This window comes from Streptomyces sp. NPDC004752 (assembly GCF_053601275.1).
The window spans coordinates 1-5,232 of sequence record NZ_JBSGBN010000251.1; the positions used below are offsets into that span (position 1 = coordinate 1).

The following is a 5,232-nucleotide window of genomic DNA, read 5'->3' on the forward strand; positions in this document are numbered from 1 at the left end:
AGACCGTCAGGAACCAGCCGTTGCGACAGATCGACACCCACAAGCAGCAATGATGCCCCAGCTCACCACATCACCACGTGAGACATCCTCTTAGCCCTTCAGTTGTAGTTCGCTGATCAGATTTGCCGGGTAACTCACTGCCATGGACGACTGGTCCGGCGATGTGGCGCAAGTAGCCGAATGGAATGCTGAGTTGGAGGAGTTACTGCTGCGGGTCGGTGACGTCTTCCCTCGGGCGGATCTGCGGCGGCGGGCGAAGGCGTGTGTGCGCGGGCTGTTGGGTCCGGTCTCGCGCAAGAACGGCTGGCAGTTGGCCGAGTATGCCGGCTGGCGACGCCCCGACGGGCAGCAGCACTTACTGGACCGGGCAAAGTGGGATGTCGATGAGCTGCGCGACCGAGTCCGACGGTATGCGCTGGACGGGCTGGCAGCAGCGCTGGTGGGGTGCTGGTCATCGATGAGACCGGGTTCGCCAGGAAGGGCCAGACCTCCGTCGGCGTGGCCCGGCAGTTCACCGGCTCACTCGGCGGTGTCTTCCCGTGCCAGATCGGGGTGTTCGCGGCCTGGGCTACCACTCGCGGGGCAGTGCTTGTCGACCGGGAGATCTACCTGCCGCAAGTCTGGACCGACGACCCCGAGCGGTGCGCGGCTGCGCACGTGCCTGGGACGGTCTGCTTCGCCACCAAGCCCCGCCTCGGCGAGAAGATGATCGACCGGATCCTCCCCGGGCTTCCGGAGAACACCTGGCTGGCCGCCGACGAGGTCTACGGCCGAGATGGTGCCTTCCGCTCCTTCGCACAGGACCGTCAACTGCCTTACGTCGTCAATGTCTCCAGTGCCCAGACTGTACTGCCCCGGCCGGGCCGGCGGCGGATCGACAAGCTGGCCGCTGCCGCGGACGACAGCGAGTGGCAACTGATCGAAGCCGGCCCGAGCCAGACAGGCTCCCGCTGGTGGCAGTGGTGGATCCGCCGGATCGTCGACCCGGAGGAGCCCGTCGGCGCCGCAGTGCAGGGGCAGCCCTGGTACGGCCGCTGGATGATCGCCCGACGTCGCCCTGAGACGCCCGACGACCTCGACTACTACCTGGCCTGGGGCCCGGCCGACACTCCGCCGGAACACCTGGCCCACGTCGCCGGCGCGCGCTGGCGGGTGGAAGACGCGATCAAACTCGGCAAGCACCAATGCGGGCTGGCCGACTACGAAGTGCGCCACTGGCACGGCTGGTACCGGCACATCACCCTGTCGATGCCGGCCGCCGCGTTTCTGGCAGTGCAGGCCGCCGCGGACGGCCCTCGCGCCGCCGCGCCGCCCCAGGAAGCGACCAGTGGTGACGAGCCGGAGGAGGAGCCGAAAAGGGGGAGCACGAGGACACCACCAGTCCCGAACAACTCATCCCCTACACCGCGGCCGAGATCCGCAAGCTCCTTGCGCTCATCCACCCACCGCCTCTACCCGAGGACGACCGAGTCGCCTACGGACTGTGGTGGTTACGCTGGCGACGACATCACCAGGCCGACGCCAACGAGCATCATCGCAGACGCCGGACCCGTGAACTCGCCCTGAACTACAACTGAAGGGTTAGGCGACGACGTTCACAAAGCCGGGCAACGGATTCCATCCGGTTCTCGTCATGGACTTCACCACTCTTCGTGCAGAGATTTAAACGAGTGGCATTCATCCGGATTTTCTCACGGCATCGGGCGATTTTTCTTGATGATTTCATGAGTCCGTGCCAGCGCCTTTATCTGGGCGGTGTTGTAGAGCTCGGCCACGGCGGGAACTATTCCCTCCAAGACGAATTTCTCTCCTTTCGATGAGGACCTCTCAGGGTCGGCCATCCAGGGGAAGCGCACCTGGTGTCCGGCGACGACAGGCGCGAGCCGGTACGCCAACGCTTCGACGGTGGCGTCATCGGCGTCGGATGGCAGACGTTCAAGCTCCTCCTCGACGTCGGTGTGTTCGCCCAGCAACTGGCGGAGGTCACCGAGCGCTCCCAAATCGAACACTTGCGAGTAGATCGTAATCAGAGCATGGTCCCGCTCGGAAAGCGCTTCAGCTATCGACTCGAAAGGGGCAGGCGTGCCGATAGGAGCGCGGTGCTTGAAAAAGACAGCGAGTTCGGCACGAATGCGCTGCAAGCGCTCGATGGTCTTGGCCAGCTCTGCGTCCATCACGGCCAAAGCCTGGTCGGGGTCCTCATCCGCGCGCCCCATGGCCCCGATATCCGCCAGGGACAGTCCCAGCTCTCTCATCCGGGTAATCTGCATCAGCCGCACGAGATGAGCGACCTGATAGTTCTTGTAACCGTTGCGGGAGCGTTCCGGTTCATCAAGGAGGCCGACGCGGTGGTAATGACGGACCGTCTTGACGGTCGTACCGGCGAGTTCCGCGAGTTGCCTCGTGCTCCACGACTTCTTTGCCATGGTCGTCTCCTCCTCGTCGCGTTAGATCGTTCCGTGGTAGATCATGCCCGCGCTGTTGTACGCAACGTGGACAGCGACAGCGGGCCAGATGGAACCCGAGGACCGGAGCAGCAGACCGGTCGCGATCCCGATCACGAACGCCAGCGGCATGACGCTGTTGATGCCGTGGGCCACTGCGAAGTTCGCGGCACTCACAGTGACAGCCACCCAGGGCCCCCAGCGGTACAGGAAATTCGCGAGCACACCGCGAAACAAGCACTCCTCACCGACCGGAGTCAGAATTCCGCCAAGTACGACTGTTACCGCAAGGGACTGGATACCTGAGCTTGCGGCTTCGCGGTAACTCTCCTGCACGTCCTCCGAGCCGGGGAAGAACGGGTCGAAGACCGCAGAGACCGGCCAGCTGAGCCCAAAGCACACAATGCCGACCACCATGCCCACGATCAGCCAGCCTGGCGAGACGCCCCGAAGCCCGAAGGGACGTACATCGCGGATGCGGACGATAGCGGCGAGCGTGAACGCACCAAGAGGGGCAAGGCCCGAGATCAGGAAGTTGACGTGCCCCGGTGAGACTGGTGCATCGTCCGGGAGCCGTACGCCTATCACGCCGCCGATCAGGTAGAGGACCAGTGCTGCGAGGACCGCGACCACCAGTTCGACCCAGCCTGGCCTGGTGACGGCAGATGTGTTACGGGCAGGTGCGACAGAATTCATGGGGGGCATGCCGACAGTCTCAACCCTGCCCTTTGGGCAAGGTCAAGCAGACTGCTCCGTGGGCATCATGGCTCAGTAGTCGGCCTGCGAGCTCCCGCCCCGAAGACCACCCGAGGGCGGCCAAGGGGCGGCAGCCGTCTGACTCGAAGGATCAGCGGCCTGTTCCGTGTCTCACCTCCGGTTCCGGGCCCGGCCTCTGGCCGACGGACCGACAGGGGCCTCACGGGTCGTCGTGTCCGTGCCGCAGAGCCCGCGAAAGCATGGGCGGAGAGAGCCGGACCGGGGCCCGGCACTCTCCGCCCCGGGCCACAGCGGACGTCAGTCACGCCTGCACGTGACGTCCTTCTCCGGCATCACGCCGTCGGCCAGCCACTCCGTTCCTACGTTGAGTGCGCACGCGTTGCGGCCGAAGACATAGACGCCGTGACCGCTGCCGTCGACACTGACCAGTCGGGAGCGGTCGGGAAACTTCTCGCGGAACAGTTCCCCGCCGCGCAGCGGGGTCACCGGATCGCGACGGTTCTGCATGATCAAAATGTTGGACGGTCCCTCGTCGTTGATCGGGATCTGTGGTTCAGACGGGCCGAACCGCCAGAAGGCACACGGCAGGATGTTGGCCGCCGCAGCGCCGAACAGGGGGTACCGGTTGCGGTCCGCCGCGACATTCTTCCGGTAAGTCCGTACATCGCTGGGCCACTTCACGTCGTTGCAGGTAACGGTGAGGAAGACCGACCACGAGTTGGAGTAGGAGGCTCCCTCGACCGCTGACGGGGCAGGGGTCTGGAGCTTCGCTGCCAGCCGCTTGACCGCAGGTTGGTCGGCGCCTTCAATGGCCTCCCAGAGCTGCGCGAGCTGCCCGTACCTCCGCTCACCGAACAGGCTGCCGAACGCGGCGGCCCGAAACTGCCGGCCGTCCAGGCCGAGGTCGGGCTTCTCGTCGAGTCGCCGGGCAAGGGTGAAGTACGTCTGACGCACCTCCCGCGCTGTCCGGCCGAGGCCGTACGAACTGTGGCGTGCGGCAGCCCACTTGGCGAAGTCGGGGAAGGTCTGCTCCATGCCGAGCGCATACCGGCGGATACCCGCGGGGTCCAGCGCCGTGTCGCCGAGGTTGCTGTCGATCAGGACACGGTCGGTGGTATCCGGGAACATCGAGGCATACGCGGCCCCCAGCGCTGATCCATATGACAGCCCGAAAAAGCTGGCCTTTTTCTCACCGAGCGCGGCTCGGATGCGGTCCAGGTCCCGGGCGGTATTCGCCGTCGTGATGTGGGCCATGCGCCCATCCACGTCGTTGGCCGCACACTGGTCAGCAACGCCCTTGGCGATCTTCGCCTGCGCGAGCACCGCAGCATCGTCCACCGCGAAGGGCGGAATGTTGCCGATGTAGTCCTGCCCGACGGTGAACTTGCAGTCGATCGGCGCGGAACGCCCGAAACCACGGGTATCCATTCCGATCAGGTCGTAGCTGTCGAGAACCTTCGACGGGATGCCCAGATCGACCAGCGTGGCAGGCATCGTCAGCGCCGACCCTCCGGGACCACCTGGGTTCAGCAGGAGAACACCCCGCCGCTTCTTCGGATTGTCACTGGCCAGTCGGGACACCATCAGGTCGATCTGGTCCCCGTTTGGTTTGGCGTAGTCCAACGGTACACGGACCGTCCCGCACTGGACGTTGAGGTCCGGTGCAGCAACAATCACGTCGCTCGGGCAAGCGCTCCAGACCATTTCGCTCGCGTCGTCCCGATCGGCGACGGCGGGCGTCGTAGCCAGCGACCCTGCCAGGCCGATCACGAATGCCAGAGCCAGTACCCGGCTTCTGCTACGTTTGCGATTCACGGACGGTCCTCCCGGATGAGCGGCAACAGGATTCTGCTGCCCTCCAGTGCACTCCGTGCCCAAGGGGCCAGGTCAAGTCTCATGTCACCCGCTGGCACTACTCGGCCCGAAGGCGTACTCCCCTGAGACGACCTCCGGACCCGAACGGGGGTTAGCCCTTAATCGGGGACACCCTGATCATTGGATCGTGAGGATCCGAAGAACAGGAGTTCCCGTTGGGGACGTCGAAGTACTCGCCTGAGTTCCGGGCTGATGC

Annotated in this window: 4 protein-coding genes and 1 pseudogene; 2 read left to right on the forward strand and 3 right to left on the reverse strand. The window is 65.0% G+C overall.

Annotated features, from left to right (window positions below):
• Positions 1-142: 142 nt before the first annotated feature.
• Positions 143-415, forward strand: a pseudogene (locus ACWEKM_RS45680) (transposase); the annotation flags it as partial.
• Positions 416-444: 29 nt separating this feature from the next.
• A complete protein-coding gene (locus ACWEKM_RS45685) occupies positions 445-1,566 on the forward strand; it encodes an IS701 family transposase (RefSeq protein WP_451627223.1) in 1,122 nt (373 codons plus the stop codon).
• 125 nt (positions 1,567-1,691) lie between these two features.
• Here ACWEKM_RS45685 and ACWEKM_RS45690 read toward each other — a convergent pair whose 3' ends face one another.
• The 3 genes from ACWEKM_RS45690 to ACWEKM_RS45700 form a co-directional block, all read right to left on the reverse strand.
• Positions 1,692-2,426 (reverse strand): helix-turn-helix domain-containing protein, encoded by a 735-nt coding sequence (locus ACWEKM_RS45690; protein WP_451627224.1) that lies wholly within the window; start codon positions 2,424-2,426, stop codon positions 1,692-1,694.
• Between the two features lie 21 nt (positions 2,427-2,447).
• Positions 2,448-3,140 (reverse strand): CPBP family intramembrane glutamic endopeptidase, encoded by a 693-nt coding sequence (locus ACWEKM_RS45695; RefSeq protein ID WP_451627225.1) that lies wholly within the window; start codon positions 3,138-3,140, stop codon positions 2,448-2,450.
• A gap of 318 nt (positions 3,141-3,458) precedes the next feature.
• On the reverse strand, positions 3,459-4,976 hold the full coding sequence (locus tag ACWEKM_RS45700) for an alpha/beta hydrolase (protein ID WP_451627226.1): 1,518 nt from the start codon (positions 4,974-4,976) through the stop codon (positions 3,459-3,461).
• Positions 4,977-5,232: the final 256 nt, after the last annotated feature.